The sequence below is a fragment of the Pararhizobium antarcticum genome (genome assembly GCF_001885585.1).
Classification (GTDB): domain Bacteria; phylum Pseudomonadota; class Alphaproteobacteria; order Rhizobiales; family Rhizobiaceae; genus Pararhizobium; species Pararhizobium antarcticum.
Map to the genome: position 1 here is coordinate 252,250 of NZ_LSRP01000001.1, position 18,693 is coordinate 270,942.

Genomic DNA, 18,693 nt, shown 5'->3' on the forward strand with positions numbered 1-18,693 from the left:
CCTTCGACAAGGCCGCCCGGTGGCGCCCGGCGCGCAGAGGCGATCGACCAGACCAATCTTCCAGAAGCGGAACGACGACCATGGCTCTTGCAAAAACAGGCGGGTTGAAGCGCTATTACGACGTGAACGGCTGGCTGTTCATCGCCCCGGCCCTCACCCTCATCGGCATCTTCCTGATCTATCCGATCTTCCGTTCGCTGTTTCTGTCCTTTTATTCCGGCAAGGGCATGATGCTGAAATTCGCAGGCTTCGGGAACATCACCCGCCTCGCCAATGATCCGGTGTTCCTGAAGGCGCTGATCAACACCACGACCTTCTTTGTCATCCAGGTGCCGATCATGATCGTGCTGGCGCTGATCCTGGCGTCGTTGCTGAACATGGATCGGCTGAAATTCGCAGGCTTCTTCCGCACCGCCATCTTCCTGCCCTGCGTCGCCTCGCTGGTCGCCTATTCGGTGCTGTTCAAGAGCATGTTCTCGGTCGATGGCGTCATCAACCAGGCACTGATGGCCATTGGTCTCATCGGCATGCCGATCGGCTGGCTGACCGAGCCCTTCTGGGCAAAGGTGCTGGTCATTCTGGCGATTACCTGGCGCTGGACGGGCTACAACATGATCTTCTACCTGGCGGCCCTGCAGAACATCGACAAGTCGATCTACGAGGCGGCCCGCATCGACGGCGTTCCCGCCTGGGCGCGCTTCGTGCACCTGACCATACCGATGCTGAAGCCGGTGATCCTGTTCACCACGATCATCTCGACGATCGGCACGATCCAGCTTTTCGACGAGGTCTATAACCTGACCGAGGGCAAGGGCGGCCCGGCGGATGCGACGATCACCCTGTCCCTCTATATCTACAACCTGACCTTCCGCTTCATGCCGAGTTTCGGCTATGCCGCAACGGTCTCCTACGTCATCGTCCTGATGGTGGCCGTTCTGTCCTTCCTGCAATTCTATGCCGCACGGGAGCGTTCATGACCCAGATCGCCACACCATCGCCGCGCGTCCGCCGCCTTCTGCCCGAGACCGCAACCTATATCACGCTGTCGATCGCCGCCTTCGTCTCGGTGTTTCCCTTCCTCTGGATGCTGATCAGCTCGACCAACACATCGATCGACATCATCAAGGGCAAGACGAGTTTTGGCGCGGCCTTCTCGACCAATGTGGTGAACTTCTTCACCCAGGTGGACGTGCCGCTGGTGTTCTGGAATTCGGCCAAGGTGTCTATCCTGACGACGCTGCTGACGATCGCGGTCTCGTCGCTTGCCGGTTATGGATTCGAGATGTTCCGCTCGAAGATGCGCGACCGCCTCTATGCGCTGGTCCTGCTCACCCTGATGGTGCCGTTCGCAGCCCTGATGATCCCGCTGTTCATGATGATGGGACGGGCCGGGCTGATCAACACCCATATCGGCATTCTGCTGCCGACCATCGCATCGGCCTTCATCATCTTCTATTTCCGCCAGTCGACCAAGGCGTTTCCGACCGAGTTGCGCGATGCGGCCAAGGTCGACGGGCTGAAGGAATGGCAGATCTTCCTCTACATCTACGTGCCTGTGATGCGCTCGACCTTTGCCGCGGCGTTCGTGATCATCTTCATGACCAGCTGGAACAACTATCTCTGGCCGCTGATCGTGCTGCAGTCCAACGAGACCAAGACGATCACCCTTGTCGTCTCTTCGCTCGCCTCCGCCTACTACCCCGATTTCGGCGTCGTCATGATCGGTACGATCCTCGCGACGCTGCCCACCCTCCTCGTCTTCTTCATCATGCAGCGCCAGTTCGTGGCCGGCATGCTTGGTTCCGTGAAATAGGATTTCGTCAATGCGCAGTTATGAAAGCTTCAACGGCAACTGGATCTTTGCGGAGGGTTTCGACCCGGCCACGACCGATCGGCCGCTGAACGGTGAAACCGTCCGCCTGCCGCACACGGCGGTGGAGCTCCCCTACAACTATTTCGATGAAACCATCTATCAGAAAGCCTTTACCTATCAGAAGGTCCTGGTCTGGGACGACAGCTTCGAGGGACGCGAAGTCTCGCTGGTCTTCGACGCCGCCATGGCCGATAGCGCGGTTTATCTCAATGGCCACAGGGTCATCGCCCACAAGGACGGCTATACGCCGTTCGAAGCCCGTTTGACCCCACATCTAAAGCGCGGCGAGAACATCATAACCGTCAAGATCGATGGATCGGAAAACCCTGAAATCCCGCCCTTCGGCGGGCAGATCGACTATCTCTGCTTTGCCGGCATCTACCGCGACGTCTGGCTGAAAGTGGCAAGCCCGGTCTCGATCTCAAACGTCAAGATCGAGACACCCGACGCCCTTGCCGAAAGAAAATCGGTCACCGCGCGCATCTTCATCGCAAATCCGGACGGCCGGCCGTTTGCCGGCACGCTGTCCGCCACGATCCACCGGAACGGGAGCGCCGGCGAAGTCGCGACTGCCTCTGTCTCCGTCAGCGGTCAAGACGCATTTCTGTCATTCGACGGCCTCACCGGCCTCGATCTCTGGGACATCGACAATCCCGTGCTCTACAGCCTTACGCTCGCGCTCGGGACGGAACACGGGCAAGACGGGGTGACGCAGCGTTTCGGCTTCCGGACTGCCGAATTCACCCCCGACGGCTTCCTCCTCAACGGGCACGCGCTGAAACTGCGCGGTCTCAACCGCCACCAGAGCTGGCCGCACACCGGCTATGCCATGGGCCGGCGGGCGCAGGAGAAGGATGCCGACATCCTCAAATACGAACTTGCCTGCAACATCGTGCGCACCTCGCACTATCCGCAGTCGAAATGGTTTATCGAGCGCTGCGACGAGATCGGGCTGCTGTGCTTTGAGGAAATCCCCGGCTGGCAGCACATCGGCGGGGACGAATGGAAAAAGGAATCCATCGAGAACGTCCGCCGCATGATCGAGCGCGACTGGAACCACCCGTCGATCATCATCTGGGGCGTGCGCATCAACGAAAGCCAGGACGATCACGAATTCTACGCCGAGACGAACCGGCTCGCCCGCGAACTGGACACGACACGGCAGACCGGCGGCGTGCGTTTCATCACCAACTCGGAAATGCTCGAAGACGTCTATACGATGAACGACTTCATCTTGGGACAGGAGGAAATGCCCGGAAACAATCGCGGCCGCGTCGTCCTGCGCGACCGGGTGGAGACCACCGGCATCACCCGGCAGATCCCCTACATGATCACCGAATATAACGGGCACATGTATCCGACCAAGCGTTTCGACCAGGAGCAGCGGCAGGCCGAACACGTGACGCGCCATCTTTTGATCCTGGACGCGGTGGCCGGCGACAGCAATATTTCCGGTTCCACCGGCTGGTGCATGTTCGACTACAACACCCACAAGGATTTCGGGGCGGGCGACCGCATCTGCTACCACGGCGTGCTCGACATGTACCGTATCCCGAAACTTGCCGCCTATGCCTATGCCTCGCAGGGCGCGCCGAAGGACGGCGTCGTGCTCCAGCCCGTGACATTCTGGGCGCGTGGCGAACGCAATATCGGCGGCGTGCTGCCGCTCATCATCCTCACAAACTGCGATTACATCGAGGTGACGTTCGGGGAGTGGCCGGCCAAGCGCGTCTATCCCGACAGGGAGAATTATCCGAATCTGGCGCACCCGCCCGTGGTCCTCGATCTCCGGTCCGTGACACCCGAAGAATTCGGCACCTGGGGCCGTGTCTGGCGCGAGGGCACGTTCACCGGCTATGTCGACGGCAAGGTCGTGAAGTCGCTGACGCTACCGGCCGATCCGGTTCCGACCACGCTGGAGGTTATCCCCGATGACACGGCGCTGCGGGCCGGAGAAAAGGACGCCGTGCGTGTCGTCGTTCGCGCGCTCGACCAATGCGGCAACCTTCTGCCGTTCTTCGAGGAGCCGGTATCGCTCTCGCTCGAAGGTCCGGCCCGCATTATCGGCCCGTCCGATCACACGCTGAAGGGCGGCGCCACCGGGTTCTGGATCGAGGCCGGCGACGAGCGCGGCACGCTGACGCTGACTGTCAGCAGCCGCCGCTTCGCGACCAGCACCACCGCTTTCACCATCAACTGAGAGACCCATCATGGCCGATGTCCGCCTCACCGAGATACGCAAGAGCTTCGGCGCACTGGAGATCATCAAGGGCGTCGACCTGTCGATCAAAACCGGCGAGTTCGTCGTTTTCGTCGGGCCGTCGGGCTGTGGGAAATCGACGCTGCTGCGGATGATTGCAGGCCTAGAGGACATAAGCTCCGGCGAACTGACGATCGGCGGCACTGTGATGAACGATGTCGATCCTTCCAAACGCGGCATCGCCATGGTCTTCCAGTCCTATGCCCTCTACCCGCATATGACCGTGCGGGAAAACATGGGTTTTGCCCTGCGCTTCGCCGGCATGGCCAAGGATGAGATCGCACGCCGCGTCACGGATGCGGCAGACATTCTCGAACTTGGCCCGCTGATGGACCGCAAGCCCAAGGCGCTATCCGGCGGCCAGCGGCAACGCGTTGCCATCGGTCGTGCCATCGTGCGCAACCCGGATGTCTTCCTGTTCGACGAACCGCTGTCCAACCTCGACGCGGAACTGCGCGTGCACATGCGCGTCGAGATCGCCAAGCTGCACAAGACGCTCAAGACCACCATCATCTACGTGACGCACGACCAGGTCGAGGCGATGACGCTTGCCGACAAGATCGTCGTGCTGCGAGCCGGCGTCGTCGAGCAAGTCGGTGCGCCGCTTGATCTCTATGACAACCCGAACAACACCTTCGTTGCCGGCTTCATCGGTTCGCCGCGCATGAATTTCCTGAAAGCCCGGGTCGCATCCGTCGCCAGCGGTGTGATCACGGTTTCGCTTGAAAACCAGCCGGACGCACAATTGCGCATTCCAGCAACATCATCTGCCGTAAAAACAGGAGATGAGGTCAGCATCGGGATCCGGCCGGAGCATTTCCGGGCAGCTGGCGCTGGCGATACCGACCTCGTCGTCGAGGTCGATGTCGCCGAGCACCTCGGCAATACCAGCTATGTCTATGCCCATGTCTCCGCAGACGAACGGATCATCATCGAACGGGCCGAGTCCCGCTCGGCAATCAGCCGCGAGAAGCTCACCGTCGGTCTTTCCGCGGCCAGTTCCTTCCTTTTCGACAGTGCCGGCAACCGTATCCGCTAGCCGCAGCACCCGGCAATTCTGGAGACCGCAATGACCGAGACGCAGACCATTCGCTGGGGCATCATCGGCCCCGGCAGCATCGCCCGCACCTTTGCAGCCGGCATCGCCCATTCCCAAACGGGAACTCTTGTCGCCATTGCCAGCCGCAATCCGTCAAAACCCGGGCTGGCCGAGGGCTTTCCCGGCGCCCGTATCGTTGCGGGATACGATGCTCTGCTCGCAGATCCCGCGATCGACGCCATCTACATTGCCACGCCCCACACCTCCCACGCCGAATGGGCGATCAAGGCGATCCGGTCGGGCAAGCATGTCCTGGTCGAAAAGCCCATCGCGCTGTCAGCCTATGAGGCGGAGACGATCTACAACGAGGCCCGCAAGGCCGGCGTCTTTGCCGGTGAAGCCTTCATGTACCGCCTGCATCCGCAGACCGCGAAGATCGTTGATCTGGTCGAGAGCGGCACGATCGGAACCGTCCGGCTGATCAAGTCGAGCTTCGGTTTCGACATGGGCACGGTCCGGCCGGAACATCGTCTGTTTTCCAACGGCCTCGCCGGCGGCGGGATTCTCGATGTCGGTGGTTATCCGGTCTCCATGGCGCGGCTGATTGCCGGTGCAACGCAGGGCAAACCGTTTCTGGAGCCGGTGAAAGTGTCAGGTGCCGGGCATCTCGGCGAAACCGGTGTCGACGAGTGGGCCTCCGCCATCCTCCAGTTTGAAACCGGCATCGTCGCAGAGGTCTCCTGCTCGATCCTGGCGCGACAGGACAACGTCCTGCGCATTATCGGATCGGAGGGCCGCATCGAGGTTGCGGATTTCTGGTTTGCATCTGGTCACCAGGGCGGCACGGGAAAGATCGAAATCATCCGCAAGGATGGAAGCCGCGACACGGTCGCGGTTGCCGAGGATCGCTGGCTTTACTCCTTCGAGGTGGATGCTGCCGGCGATGCCATTCGCGCCGGGCGTCAGGAATTTACCGCACCCGGCATGAGTTGGGCCGATTCGATCAGCAATCTCAAGGTGCTCGACCAGTGGCGCGCCTCGATAGGCCTCGAATACGGGATCGAGAAAGCAGCCCAGCGCCCGTTCAACATCCGCGGCGAAACCGTCAAGGCGGGCAAAAGCGTCCCGCGCCGGTTCATTCCGGGCATTGCGAAGCCGGCCTCGGTCGTGGCACTCGGCTTTGAGTTCTTCCCCAATGTCGCTGCCGCATCCCTGACCCTCGACGCCTTCTACGAGGCCGGCGGCAATGTCTTCGACACCGCCTGGATCTACAACAGCGGCATCACCGAGGCGATCTTCGGCGAGTGGCTGACAAGCCGCAGGGTTCCGCGCGAGGACGTTGTGGTGATCGGCAAGGGCGCGCATTCGCCGCTTGTCTATCCGGACCGGATCGGCAAACAACTGACCCAGTCGCTGGAGCGGTTGAAAACCGACCATGTCGACGTCTACTTCATGCACCGGGACAACCCGGATGTGCCCGTCGGCGAGTTCGTCGATGCCATGGATGCCGAGGTTCGCACAGGGCGCATACGAGGCATTTTCGGAGGCTCCAACTGGACGCGCGAGCGGCTCGAGGCGGCAACCGCCTACGCAACGGCGCACGGCAAGACACCACCGGCTGCCCTCTCGAACAATTTTTCGCTGGCCGAAATGCTGGACCCGATCTGGGCCGGATGTGTTTCAGCATCAAACGACGAATGGAAAAAATGGCTGACCGAGCGACAAATGCCGAACTTCGCCTGGTCGAGCCAGGGCCGCGGCTTTTTCACCGACCGCGCCGGCCGTGACAAGACGGAGGACGAAGAACTGGTCCGTTGCTGGTACAGCGACCGGAATTTCAAACGTCGCGACCGCGCGATCGAGCTTGCAGGCCGCACCGGCCGCAAACCGATCCACATCGCGCTCGCCTATGTCCTTGCCCAGCCCTTTCCGGTGATCCCGCTCATTGGCCCGCGGACGGTCGCCGAACTCGAGGACAGCCTTTCGGCACTCGATATCCGGTTGACCCCGGACGACATCAGGGGGCTGGAGGGTTAATACCAGCGACCGGGAGCATCCAGAGGCAAGGTGCCCGTCGCGTGCAGGGGAGCAAATGGAAAGCGCCGCCAGCGAGGGCTGACGGCGTTGGATTTCAGGGCAGTCGTCAGATCAGAGCGAATCGAGATTGATGCCGATGGTAACGGCGCCGATCGGCGCACCCGCTTCATCAACGATCGTCATGCTTGCCTGCGACTGCAGAATCTGTGTCGATTCATCCTTTTCGGCTTCATCGACGAAGACAGCACCGGCACCGGCGCCAAAGGACTTCTGGAACTTGTCCTCGTCGCCCTGCCAATAGTCTGACGTCACGTCGTTCTGGCCGACATTGAGGCCCTTTGCATCCATCACGAAGACTTCGGTGATGGTACCGTCGGACGCTTCCTGCTTGGCCTTCAGAAGGGCCGAGACCGCGTTCGCAAGAACGCCATCGATCATGGCGCGGTCAGAACCTTCAACTTCGGCACGCCACTTCTGGTCGAGCGCATCGACGTCAGCCTGGGTCAGGGCGGCATTTGCCGCGTTCTGCGCCTTGATTGCTTCGATGATGACGGGATCATTGATCCATGTCTTCACATTGGTCTCCAGATAGTCCTTGACCGGTGCGACATAGGCTTCTTCAGCGGAGGCGATGCCGGCGGAAAGGAAGATCGCTGCGGAGGCGACGAGAACTGCAATTTTCTTGCTTGTCATGGATGTTTCCTTTTTTGAGATTGAGTGTTCTTTTACGACCCGATCGGGGCGTTGCCCGAGTTTCAGAATTCCTCCCATGTATCGGGGGAAGAGGCGAGGGCATTGGCGCCGGAGCTGCGATGTGCAGGCTGCCGCGCAGGGCTGGGTCTGGGGTCTACGCGCGTAGGCGCAGCCGGAGCACGCTGGACGGGACGCTGTTCTGCACCGGCATCGATACGCAAGTTGCTGACGGCGCGCTTCAGAAGACGGCTCTGATTGCTGAGATCGTGGCAGGCCGCGTTGGTTTCCTCGACCATGGCGGCGTTCTGCTGGGTGACCTGGTCCATGCGACCGATTGAACTGTTGACTTCGAGCAGGCCGGTCGCCTGGTCGCGCGAGGCCTGCACGATAGAGGCAATGCTGTCGTTGATGCGGCTGATCTGATCCTCGATGAGGCCCAGCGCGTCCCCGGTGCGATTGACAAGCGACACACCGGCCGCCACTTCCGCACTGGAGGCGGAAATCAGGTTCTTGATTTCCTTTGCCGCATTGGCTGACCTTTGCGCCAGTTCGCGCACTTCCTGGGCAACGACCGCAAATCCCCTTCCGGCATCGCCGGCACGGGCTGCCTCGACGCCGGCATTCAGCGCCAGAAGATTGGTCTGGAAGGCGATTTCGTCGATCACCCCGATGATCTGGCCGATCTGGTTGGAAGACCCCTGGATCTTGTTCATCGCGCCGATGGCTTCGCGCACCACGACGGCGGAATTGTGGGCGCCGGTCTTGGCCTCGGCGACCATGCGGCCGGCCTCTTCCGCGCGGGTCGAAGACGAACGGACGGTGTTGGTGATGTCATCGAGCGCATTGGCTGTCTCGCCCAGCGAGGTCGCCTGCGTCTCGGTCCGCTTGGCCAGGTCGTCGGCAGCACGGGCAAGTTCGGACGTGCCGGAATCCACTGCTGCGGTGGCACCGCCGATTTCGCGGACGGTTTCGGATACGGCGTCGATCATCTTGTGGAAGTCGTTGCGCAGTTTTTCAAAATCGGGACCGAGATCGGGAAGCCGCAGGGAGAAATCGCCTTCGGCGAGTTGCTCCAGCGCATGGCCGATGCGGGCGACGACGTCGGCCTGGTTGCGGGCAGCCTCGCCGACCTGTTCGGAAAAGCGGACACGCTCGGCATCCAGCTCGTCGCGCTGGATGGCGGCGGACCTTTCCTGCAGAAGCTTGGCGCTCGCTTCCTTCAGCGAAGCGTCGAGCGCCCGGGCGATCACGCCGATTTCGTCGCGCTTTTCCAGAAATGCCACCGGGCTATCCAGGTCACCCTTTTGAAAGGCGTCGATACGGTTGGTCAGCTTGGCCAGGGGCCTGCCGACATTGCGCCGCATGGCAAGCAGGAAAACACCGATGACGAGGGCAATGACCAAGGCCTGCTTGCCGGCAAAGGCCAGAGATTTCATGTTGCTTTCGGCGTAGATGAGTTCGGTCGACCAGACGGTCGCGATATAGCCGATGCGTTGGCCGCTCTTGTCCTTGCCAAGCGGCAAAGCCAGCGTCACGAAGCCGTCGCCGGTTTTGTTCCAGACAGGCTCGTCACCGACAGCCTTGATCGTCTCAGTAGCCGAAGCCTTCAAAACAGCGGCGTCAGCGCCGTCTGACGTCCAGCTGTCAGCTGTTTCACCCTTGCCGGTGACAGCTTCGAAATGCACCATGCCTTCGATGGGCGAGGCGCGGTACAGGGAATAGGCTTCGCGAATGGCAGGTGCCTTTTTCCACTTGACGCCGCCTTCGGCGATTTCACCGATCTGCCGCGTGTTGCGCTGCCAGTTGACATAGGCTGTTTCGAGCGCTGCTGCCGTTTCGGACGTCCAGGAAAAATACGACGTAACGCCGAGACCGATGAGATTGGCCATCACGATAATGGTCGCGATCTTGGCCGTGAGGGAGAGACGCGTAAACAAACCAAACAGCATGAAATTTCCTCGCCGCCGGTATTGCCGGCACAAGGGTTCAGCCTCTTTCGCGCAGAAGGGCCACCCTTGGAGATTTCGGAAACATCGGCACGGCGGGAAGGTCCTGACGCAGAACCTGGATCATCATGATCCTCACGCTCTCTGGCGTGGTGCTCGCAGAAGTATTGAAAATTAGTGTTTCATAATTGTTAAAAAAAACGGGCGGATCATATTTTATTAGGGAAGACGAATAGATTGGATGTTGCGCGGCCGTTTTTTTTACCCGTCGTCGGCACGCTTCGGGCCGAACGATATTGCGCAAAACAGGCCGGGTTTAGGCAACTCCGAATGATCAGTTGCCTATGCTTTCATCAAATAGGGGTCGGAATTGTGATGGCGCGCCACCCGATGCAAAAACGTCCACCCGGCGCCAGGCAGGTCGATCATCCCGCGGACGCTCTTGAAGCGGAAACAGTGCCATTGGCTTTCGACAATGGCATCAGGGCCGCCACATGGACGACCCTGAAAAAGCAGAGATGGGAAACCGATGGCCTGTTAGGAACGTCGGCCGGCGTAGCGCGCACGATCGGCGTCGATTTCCGTCTGTGCATAGGGCTCGGAGTTTTCATCAAAGCGGGTCCAGCCCTGGCCCTGATATTCGGACCGTCGGGTCGGAAGATCCACCCAGTTGGAACGCTTCAGGATGGCTTCGGCCTCGGATACCAGAGGTTCGTCGACCTTGGCAGTCACGAGCGTGCCGCCGCGACGAACACCTTCCGCATAGACATGAGCATCGTCTTCATCGACGCCGGAATCCGTCAACGCACCGATCAGTCCACCGGCCGCGCCGCCAACGACGGCACCGGCTACGGCACCGGCTGCAGTGGCTGCAAGCCAACCGGCTGCGACTACCGGACCAACGCCTGGAATGGCCATGATGCCGAGACCGGTCAGAAGACCGCCAGCGCCACCCACAGCGGCGCCGATGCCGGCACCCGCGCCAGCGCCCTCAGCTGCGTCGTTGTCATCCGAATAGCGGCCATCCGAATTGTTGGAAACAACGCTGATATCGCCGTCTGAAATACCCATTGCCTTGAGATCATCGACAGCAGCGGTTGCGTCGGAATAATGGTCGAAAAGTCCTGTAACGGTCTTTGTCATGGTGTTTCTCCTGATTGTTTTGTTATTCGGTCGCGAGTACCGCGATTACTTGGCGACGATGTTGCCCTGGTAATCGAGCGAGACAAGAACCGGCTTGCCGTCCTTGTTGGCCTTGGCCTGCCACAGGCCCTGGTCGTCGAGCTTGAGCTCCATCACATCGGTATAGCCAGCTTCCGTGATACGGTCGGTTGCCTGGGCCTCGGTGAAGCTGTTCGCGCCTTCGACAGGTGCGGTCGCGTTCTGTTCCGACGGCGTGGCCACAGCGGGCGTATCACCCTCAGGATTGGCAGTCGGTGTCGCTGTCTGGGCAAAAGCCGACGCTGTCGACAGGGCAATAATCGCCGTTGCGATAAGTATCTTTTTCATCGAATTCTCCTTGCTGGATCGGTCAGCGATCCTCGGCCAGAAAACCCATCATGCCGAAAAAAGTTCCGCTGAAAAAAGCAAGATGAAATGGAAAAAACAATGAAGTCCGTACATTAGAATTCATTCAACAATAGTGTTGCGCGATGCGCTCGGGCCATCATGGATGATGCCAGACAAGGCCCGGCCCGCCTCCCTCATCAACGGCGCGCGATTGCCCGTGCTGCCAGTCAAAGGGGTCTCGCCGTAAGGGTAAGGGGTATCTCCAGATCTACGGCCGCGGGAAGAGAGAGACAGGGTTTCAGCCAAACCTATGGCGCCTGGCGTCAATCGATTCCAGAGACTGGTTCCACGTCGCGGGCAAATACGACACTGGCATCGCTCACGGTGGCGACATGCGCATAGGCCGCGCGGCTTGCATTGGCCGCATCCGCCTGCAGGATCGCCGCTACGATGGCTTGATGTTCCTCGTAGGAGCGCAAAAGACGGCCGGGAAGCCGAAACTGGGCGCGGCGAAACGGCGCCAGACGAGCGCGGGTCTGGGTCACCAGTTCAAAAATATGATCATTGTGCGCGCCGCGATAGAGACGCGTGTGGAATTCAGTGTTGTGAGCCGCATAATCGTCTTCTGCGCCCTCGTTGACCAGCCGCTCAGACGCCATGTGTTCCGCCTCCAGCATCCGGCGCTCATCCACCGTCATGCGCTCCGCCGAGAGGCGTGCGCAGATCCCCTCGAGTTCGGCCATGGCCTCGAACATCGAGGCGAGGTGACGCTGCGTCACATTGGTCACGACGGCGCTCTTGTTGGGTTCGCGCTCGACCAGACCGATGGCGCAGAGCTGGCCAAGCGCCTCGCGCACCGGGGTGCGGGACACGTCGAAACGATTGGCCATGGAAATCTCGTCCAGGCGCTCACCGGGGCGCATGGCACCGGTGATGATCAGATCGGCGATCGCCCGCACCATCTGTTCGACAGTCGTTCCGGAGCGGATGATTTCTTTTTTCCTGGCGCTTTTCACGGATCGAATCTGCTTGAACCCATACTGCATACAGATGCCGCGCAGGCTCTGGCTTGTCAATGACGCAGGAAATGCCTGCGAATCTGGTCGGCGGCCGCATCGCTTTCGCAGCCATCTTGGGCTCACCTATGCTTAAAAAAGGATCAAAGCGCAGAAAAATTGCATACAGTTTACGCGCCCTAAATTTTCTGGGAAAATATACCGTTTAAAAACAACATTTTAAGAAATGGCACGGTCATTGCATACAGTTTACTGTGACCCTTTTGAACCCGGCAATGCGCCGCCAGGAGCCCGCCATGACCAAATTCCTTCCCATGAATCGCCGCAGCTTCCTGCAGACGACGGCCGCCGGTGCGGCAGCCTTCGGTCTCGCCCCTTCTCTCATTACGACACCCGCTGCGGCACAGACGGCCCTGACTGTCGGCTTCATCTATGTCGGCCCCAAGGATGATTATGGCTACAACCAGGCCCATGCCGAAGGTGCTGCGGTCATCAAGGCCATGTCCGGCGTGACCGTTGTCGAGGAGGAAAACGTGCCTGAGACCGTCGATGTCCAGAAGACGATGGAATCGATGATCAACCTTGATGGCGCAGGTCTCATCTTCCCGACCTCCTTCGGCTATTTCGACCCCCACATGCTGGCCATCGCCGAAAAATATCCCGACATGCAGTTCCGCCATTGCGGTGGTCTCTGGCAGGAGGGCAAGAACCCTGTGAACACCGGCTCCTATTTCGGCTATATCGGCCAGGGCCAGTTTCTCAACGGGATCACTGCCGGTTACGCTTCCAAGAGCAAGAAGATCGGCTTCGTTGCCGCCAAGCCGATCCCGCAGGTCCTGCAGAACATCAACTCCTTCCTGCTCGGCGCCCGCTCCGTCGATCCAACGATCACCTGCCAGGTGATCTTCACCGGCGAATGGTCGCTCGCCGTCAAGGAAGCCGAAGCCACCAACGCGCTGATCGACCAGGGTGCCGATGTCATCACCTGCCATGTCGACAGCCCGAAGGTCGTCGTCGAAACGGCGGCCGGCCGCGGTGCCTTCGTCTGCGGCTACCACGCCAACCAGAGCCCGCTTGCCCCGGAAAAATACCTGACCGGCGCGGAATGGGCATGGGGCAATGTCTACACGAAATTCGTCACCGAGGCGCAGGCCGGCACGCCGCTCGGCAACTTCGTTCGCGGCGGCCTTAAGGATGGCTTCGTCAAGATGAGCCCGCTGGGACCGGGCGTTTCCGACGAAGCCCGCACGAAGTTCGAGGCGACCCACGCCGAAATGATGACGGGCAACTTCGCGGTCTACAAGGGGCCGATCAAGGACAACAAGGGCGGCGATGTCGTCATGGCCGGACAGACACTTGCGGAAGATGCGATCGAGCTGGAAAGCATGGCCTATCTCGTCGAAGGCGTGATCGGCTCGACATCCTGAACCAAAGGAAGAGCGCCATGACGATCGAGGCAAACACACCCAGCCTGTCTCAGTTATCCGCAAGCAACGGCAATGTCCGGCCGATCCTGGAATGGATCGCCCGGCGGGCCGAGCCGGTGGCGATCTCGCTGGGGGCGATCCTTGCCGGCCTGGCGCTCTTTTCCATCTTCATCGCAGTGGTCGGCAAATCGCCGATCGAGCTCTTCAAGCTGATGTACACCGGCGGCTTCGGCAGCTGGTTTTCCATCCAGAACAGCCTGAGCCGGGCCGCGCCCCTGCTGCTCACCGCGCTCTGCGTCGCTCTGCCTGCCCGGCTAGGCCTCGTCATCATCGGTGGAGAAGGGGCTGTCGTGCTGGGTGGCGTCGCGGCGGCAGCGGCCGCGCTGCCCTTGACCGGTTCCGTCTCACCCATCATCGTTCTTCCGGTCATGGCGATCGCCGGCATGCTCATGGGCGGGATCTGGATCGGCATGGCCGGCCTTCTGCGCCACTATCGCGGCGTCAATGAAACCATCGCCTCGCTGCTATTGGCCTATATCGCGATTGCCCTGATGAACCATGTCATCGAAGGCCCGCTGCGCGACCCGGCCTCCCTCAACAAGCCCTCAACGGCACCGCTTCCGCCGGAATACCTGCTCGGCAACATTCCCGGCATGGACGTCAACTGGGGTCTGGTGATCGGCATTCTCGCCTGCATCCTCTCGTGGATCCTGATCGAGGCAACGAGCTTCGGATTTGCGGCGCGCATCGCCGGCGGCAATGTCCGCGCCGCCCAGATCCAGGGCCTGCCGGTCGGGCGGCTGATCGTCGGCTTCACGGCCCTTGCCGGAAGTTTCGCCGGTCTGGCCGGCATGATCGAGGTTGCAGCGGTTCAGGGCAGCGCCAATGCCTCGCTCGCCGCCGGCTACGGCTATACCGGCATCCTCGTCGCCTTCCTTGCCCGCCACAATCCGCTGGCGGTCATTCCGGTTGCGATCCTGCTGGGCGGCATCGACGCTTCGGGTGGCCTGATCCAGCGGCGCATGGGGCTTCCGGATGCCACCGTGCTCGTCCTTCAGGGAACGCTCTTCGTGGTCATCCTGCTTTGCGAAACCCTCTACGGCCGGTTCAAGATCTTCAATCCCGACCTCTGGAAAACGCCTGCGCTTAAAGGAGGAACAGTCTGATGGAAGACACTGGCATCGGCCTCTGGGGCGTTCCCCTGGCCATCCTCGCGGGCGCCATCCGCGTCTCCACCCCCTTCATCTTCGTCAGCCTCGGGGAATCGATGACCGAACGCTCCGGGCGCATCAATCTCGGCCTTGAAGGCACGCTGGTGTTCGGTGCGATGACCGCCTATGCGGTCGCCGTGATGACCGGTTCGCCCTGGCTCGGGGTCCTTGCCGCCATGGCCGCCGGTGCCGTCTTCGGCCTGATCCACGGCTGGATCTGCAAGTTCCCCAAGGTCAATGACATCGCCATCGGCATTGCCATGATGCAGTTCGGTCTGGGCCTAGCCTTCTTCCTCGGGAAATCCTTCATCCAGCCGGTCGCGCCGCGCCTGCCATCCATTCCGCTGGGCGGCTGGTCGGATCTGCCACAGATCCAATCGGCCCTCAACATCAATGTCCTGTTCGTCATTGGCGCGCTTCTGGCGGTCGCCCTCTGGTGGGCTTTCAGGAATACGCGGGTCGGGTTGATCCTGCGCGTCGTCGGCGACAGTTCTGACGCCGCCCGCGCCATGGGCCTCAACCCGGATACGGTGCGCTTGCTGGCAACGGCCGCCGGTGGATCGTTCGCCGCGGTCGGCGGCGCCTATCTGTCGCTCTATTATCCCGGATCCTGGAACGAGGGCATTTCATCGGGACAGGGACTGATGGCCGTGGCGCTGGTGATCTTCGCCCGCTGGAACCCGATCGGCTGTTTCCTTGCTGCGCTTCTCTTCGGCGGCGCCGGCGCGCTCGGCCCGGCGCTTCAGTCGGTCGGTGTCACGCAGGGATACTATCTCTTCTACGCGGCCCCTTATGTGCTCACTCTCGCCATCCTTGTGGCAACCTCTTCGCCGACGCGCTCGCTTGCGGGTGCACCCGGCGCGCTTTCGATTACCAAATAGGAGACTGGCATGAACGGTCTAGGTGGACTGAACAAATCCGAACACGGCGTCGGCATCGGGCTCGTGCAATTGCAGCTTCCCACGGTCGTGACGCGGGACGACCTGGCGCGACAGACGGAGGTCATCGTCGCGATGGTGGCCAAGGCCCGCCGCAATCAGGGCACCATGGATCTCGTGGTCTTCCCGGAATACGCCTTGCACGGCCTGTCGATGGACATCAATCCGGAGATCATGTGCCGTCTAGACGGCCCCGAGGTCGCAGCCTTCAAAAAGGCCTGCAGGGACAATTCCATCTGGGGCTGTTTTTCCATCATGGAGTTCAATCCCGATGGCATGCCCTACAATTCCGGCCTGATCATTGACGATCAGGGCGATCTGAAACTCTATTATCGCAAGATGCACCCCTGGGTGCCGGTGGAGCCATGGGAGCCGGGCAATCTTGGCATTCCCGTGATCGACGGCCCGAAAGGCGCCAAGCTGGCGCTGATCATCTGCCATGATGGCATGTTCCCGGAAATGGCCCGGGAATGCGCCTACAAGGGTGCCGAAATCATGATCCGCACGGCCGGCTACACGGCCCCGATCCGCGACAGCTGGAAATTCACCAACCAGTCGAACGCGTTTTGCAATCTCATGGTCACCGCCAATGTCTGCATGTGCGGCTCGGACGGAACCTTCGATTCGATGGGCGAAGGCATGATCTGCAATTTCGATGGCGCGATCATCGCGCATGGCACATCCGGCCGCGTCAACGAGATCATCACCGCCGAGGTTCGGCCCGATCTGGTGCGCGAGGCACGCCTCGGCTGGGGCGTCGAAAACAACATCTACCAGTTTGGCCATCGCGGTTATGTCGCGGTTGCCGGCGGCGCCGGCGATGCGCCCTATAGCTACATGCACGATCTGGTGGCCGGACAGTACCGTCTGCCCTGGGAAGCCGAGGTCAAGGTGACCGACGGCACGTCCTGCGGCTTCGAAAAACCTGTCCGCACCTATGGCAAAACTTTCAAACTGGCGGGCGAATAGGAGTTCACACGATGGATGCTATGGCAAAAGGCACGCAGCACTTTATCAAGGCAGACCCCTATCCGTGGCCCTATAACGGCGCGCTGCGGCCCGATAATACCGCCCTGATCATAATCGACATGCAGACGGACTTCTGTGGGAAAGGCGGCTATGTCGACCACATGGGCTACGACCTGTCCCTGGTGCAGGCACCGATCGAACCCATCAAGGCGGTGCTTTCGGCCATGCGTGCCAAGGGCTACCACATCATCCACACGCGTGAAGGCCATCGCCCCGACCTTGCCGACCTTCCCGCCAACAAGCGCTGGCGCTCGCAACGCATCGGCGCCGGCATCGGCGATGCGGGCCCCTGCGGCCGCATCCTCACCCGCGGCGAGCCGGGCTGGGACATCATTTCCGAACTCTATCCGATCGCGGGCGAGGTCATCATCGACAAGCCCGGCAAGGGCTCGTTCTGCGCCACGGATCTCGAACTCATTCTCAACCAGAAGCGCATCGAAAACATCATCCTCACCGGCATCACCACCGATGTCTGCGTCTCGACCACCATGCGCGAGGCCAATGACCGCGGCTTTGAATGTGTCATGCTGGAGGATTGCTGCGGCGCCACCGACTACGGCAATCATCTGGCCGCCATCAAGATGGTAAAGATGCAAGGGGGCGTGTTCGGCGCCATCTCGGACTCCGTATCGCTGATCGAGGCCCTGCCCTGATGCCTTCGCCAAGCGCTGCCCTCTACCGCGTTGCGGCCAGCGGCCCGGCCGACGTCTCCGGCGTCGAGGCGCTGTTTGCCGGCGGCCTCGACCCAAAGACCGTCGTCGCCGTGCTCGGCAAGACGGAGGGCAATGGTTGCGTCAATGATTTTACGCGCGGATACGCGACAAGCGCATTCGAAGCCCTGTTTGCCCGGCATGGCGCAACCGGCGTTTCCATCGTCATGTCAGGCGGCACGGAGGGCGCGCTGTCGCCGCACTGGACCGTCTTCTGCCGCGCAAAGGTGGAAGCCGCCCCGGCACGGGCCTTGGCCATCGGCGTATCGCGGACACCGGACATGTTGCCTGAAAATCTCGGACGTCGCGCACAGATCAAACTGGTGGCCGACGGCGTCCGCAAGGCCATGGCGGATGCGGGGATCGTCGAGCCGGGCGACGTGCATTTCGTCCAGATCAAATGTCCGCTGCTGACGCTGGCGCGGGTGACGGAAACCTATGCGCGCGGCGAAACAACTGTCACCCGCGAGACCTTGAAATCCATGGGATTTTCGCGCGGTGCATCGGCGCTGGGCGTCGCCGTGGCACTCGGCGAACTCGATCTCGACGGGATAGACGACACCGATATCTGCAATCGCCTCGATCTGTTTTCCGGGCGTGCCTCGACATCAGCCGGCGTCGAGCTTGTCGATCACGAAATCATCGTGCTGGGCATGAGCGACGCGTGGTCCGGGCCGCTCTTAATCGACCATGCCGTCATGCAGGACGCGATCGACACGGCCTCCGTTCGAGCCGCCTATGAACGTCTGCCACCGGGAAAGCTTGCCGCCGTCCTGGCCAAGGCCGAACCGGATCCGTCTGGCGCTGTTCGCGGCAGGCGCCACACCATGCTCGACGATTCCGATATTGCCGCGACGCGCCACGCGCGCGCCTTTGTCGGCGGTGTGCTTTCCGGTCTGTTCGGCATGACCGACCTCTATGTCTCCGGCGGCGCCGAACATCAGGGCCCACCCGGTGGCGGCCCCGTCGCCATCATCGTCGAAAAGGCGACCGCATGAACACGCT

16 protein-coding genes are annotated in these 18,693 nt (G+C 61.1%); 11 read left to right on the top strand and 5 right to left on the bottom strand.

Translation table 11 applies throughout. The features are described 5' to 3' along the window. Positions 1-80 precede the first annotated feature (80 nt). The 5 genes from AX760_RS01105 to AX760_RS01125 are packed head-to-tail and all read left to right on the top strand — an operon-like array spanning position 81 to position 7,209. Entirely contained in the window at positions 81-977 is an 897-nt protein-coding gene (locus tag AX760_RS01105) for a carbohydrate ABC transporter permease (protein ID WP_071830978.1), read from the top strand. Continuing rightward, positions 974-1,813, top strand: coding sequence for a carbohydrate ABC transporter permease (locus AX760_RS01110; protein ID WP_071830979.1), 840 nt, complete (start codon positions 974-976; stop codon positions 1,811-1,813). The genes AX760_RS01105 and AX760_RS01110 overlap by 4 nt, the downstream gene beginning before the upstream one ends. 10 nt (positions 1,814-1,823) lie before the next feature. Further along, positions 1,824-4,073, top strand: coding sequence for a glycoside hydrolase family 2 protein (locus tag AX760_RS01115; protein WP_071830980.1), 2,250 nt, complete (start codon positions 1,824-1,826; stop codon positions 4,071-4,073). Positions 4,074-4,083: 10 nt separating this feature from the next. Further along, entirely contained in the window at positions 4,084-5,172 is a 1,089-nt protein-coding gene (locus tag AX760_RS01120) for an ABC transporter ATP-binding protein (RefSeq protein WP_071830981.1), read from the top strand. 30 nt (positions 5,173-5,202) lie between these two features. Further along, complete coding sequence (locus tag AX760_RS01125; RefSeq protein ID WP_071830982.1) at positions 5,203-7,209, top strand: aldo/keto reductase; 2,007 nt, start codon at positions 5,203-5,205, stop codon at positions 7,207-7,209. 111 nt (positions 7,210-7,320) lie between these two features. Here AX760_RS01125 and AX760_RS01130 read toward each other — a convergent pair whose 3' ends face one another. From AX760_RS01130 to AX760_RS01150, 5 genes are all read right to left on the bottom strand, one after another. Continuing rightward, entirely contained in the window at positions 7,321-7,902 is a 582-nt protein-coding gene (locus tag AX760_RS01130; RefSeq protein ID WP_071830983.1) for a PDC sensor domain-containing protein, read from the bottom strand. A 62-nt stretch (positions 7,903-7,964) separates the two neighbouring features. Further along, on the bottom strand, positions 7,965-9,848 hold the full coding sequence (locus tag AX760_RS01135; RefSeq protein ID WP_425348799.1) for a methyl-accepting chemotaxis protein: 1,884 nt from the start codon (positions 9,846-9,848) through the stop codon (positions 7,965-7,967). 537 nt (positions 9,849-10,385) lie between these two features. Further along, positions 10,386-10,991 (bottom strand): general stress protein, encoded by a 606-nt coding sequence (locus AX760_RS01140; protein ID WP_071830985.1) that lies wholly within the window; start codon positions 10,989-10,991, stop codon positions 10,386-10,388. A gap of 45 nt (positions 10,992-11,036) precedes the next feature. Next, positions 11,037-11,357 carry a PepSY domain-containing protein gene (locus AX760_RS01145; protein WP_071830986.1) on the bottom strand — a complete coding sequence of 107 codons (321 nt, stop codon included), beginning with the start codon at positions 11,355-11,357 and terminating at the stop codon, positions 11,037-11,039. Positions 11,358-11,680: 323 nt separating this feature from the next. Next, positions 11,681-12,403 carry a GntR family transcriptional regulator gene (locus AX760_RS01150; RefSeq protein WP_071830987.1) on the bottom strand — a complete coding sequence of 241 codons (723 nt, stop codon included), beginning with the start codon at positions 12,401-12,403 and terminating at the stop codon, positions 11,681-11,683. A 266-nt stretch (positions 12,404-12,669) separates the two neighbouring features. Between AX760_RS01150 and AX760_RS01155 the strand changes: the two genes are divergently transcribed. The 6 genes from AX760_RS01155 to atzD are packed head-to-tail and all read left to right on the top strand — an operon-like array spanning position 12,670 to position 18,686. Then, a complete protein-coding gene (locus tag AX760_RS01155; RefSeq protein WP_071831041.1) occupies positions 12,670-13,800 on the top strand; it encodes a BMP family ABC transporter substrate-binding protein in 1,131 nt (376 codons plus the stop codon). A gap of 17 nt (positions 13,801-13,817) precedes the next feature. After that, on the top strand, positions 13,818-14,966 hold the full coding sequence (locus AX760_RS01160) for an ABC transporter permease (protein ID WP_071830988.1): 1,149 nt from the start codon (positions 13,818-13,820) through the stop codon (positions 14,964-14,966). Further along, complete coding sequence (locus tag AX760_RS01165) at positions 14,966-15,892, top strand: ABC transporter permease (RefSeq protein ID WP_071830989.1); 927 nt, start codon at positions 14,966-14,968, stop codon at positions 15,890-15,892. Before AX760_RS01160 ends, AX760_RS01165 begins: the two co-directional genes overlap by 1 nt. Positions 15,893-15,901: 9 nt before the next feature. Beyond that, positions 15,902-16,918: a formamidase gene (locus tag AX760_RS01170; RefSeq protein WP_071830990.1), complete on the top strand. Its 1,017-nt coding sequence runs from the start codon at positions 15,902-15,904 to the stop codon at positions 16,916-16,918. A gap of 11 nt (positions 16,919-16,929) precedes the next feature. Further along, positions 16,930-17,631: a biuret amidohydrolase gene (gene biuH / locus AX760_RS01175; protein WP_071830991.1), complete on the top strand. Its 702-nt coding sequence runs from the start codon at positions 16,930-16,932 to the stop codon at positions 17,629-17,631. Then, on the top strand, positions 17,631-18,686 hold the full coding sequence (gene atzD / locus AX760_RS01180; protein WP_071830992.1) for a cyanuric acid amidohydrolase: 1,056 nt from the start codon (positions 17,631-17,633) through the stop codon (positions 18,684-18,686). The genes biuH and atzD overlap by 1 nt, the downstream gene beginning before the upstream one ends. Positions 18,687-18,693: the final 7 nt, after the last annotated feature.